Raw genomic sequence first — 807 nt, 5'->3', positions numbered from 1 at the left:
TACTACTGATCCAGAGAGTGGTTATTACGTGAAGGACGAGCGAACAAAGCAGTTTGCTTACTCATTTCATGCAGCTTCTGATCGCAAGGGTTTTGTTTTGGGAGCGATTGTTACGCCAGGGAACATCCATGATAGTGCCATCTTCGAACCACTACTGGAAAAGGTAATTGAGAACCATGGAAAACCTGAAGCTGTTGCTGCTGACGCTGGATATAAAACACCTGCTATTGCCCAATACCTATTTGAAAATGATATGACACCCGCTTTACCATATACTCGCCCTCGCACGAAGGACGGATATATGAAAAAACATGATTATGTATATGATGAACACTACGATTGTTATATTTGTCCGCAAGGACAAATACTGAAATATGCAACAACGACCAAAGAAGGTTATCGTCAATACTTCTCTAATCCTAATCAGTGTAAAACTTGTCCTTTGCTATCAGAGTGTACTCAGAGTAAGGAACATAAAAAACTCATTCAGCGACATGTGTGGGAGAACTACTTGGAAGAAGCCGATCATCTTCGTCATACACAAGAGAATAAAAGCATTTACGCACGACGTAAAGAAACGATCGAACGTGTCTTTGCAGATGCTAAAGAAAAGCATGGTATGCGTTGGACAACCCTAAGGGGCATAAAAAAATTGTCCATGCAAGCGATGCTTACTTTTGCTGCCATGAACTTGAAAAAGATGGCCAACTGGACGTGGAAAAGTCCAGAAATGGCGTAATAATAGGCATAGGATAGGTCTAAATTTTGCTCTTACGAGCAAAAATCCAACAAAAGGCATCCGAATGG

1 protein-coding gene is annotated in these 807 nt (G+C 41.1%); it reads left to right on the top strand.

The genetic code is table 11. The annotated features are described in order from the left end of the window. Positions 1-739 (top strand): IS1182 family transposase (locus tag ABES02_RS29535; protein WP_430141566.1); only part of this gene is annotated, 739 nt, incomplete at its 5' end. Positions 740-807 lie beyond the last annotated feature (68 nt).

Source organism: Neobacillus pocheonensis (assembly GCF_050477905.1).
GTDB lineage: Bacteria > Bacillota > Bacilli > Bacillales > Cytobacillaceae > Neobacillus > Neobacillus pocheonensis_A.
Note: the sequence above shows the minus strand (reverse complement) of the source record. Positions and strands in the feature narration are given on the sequence as shown.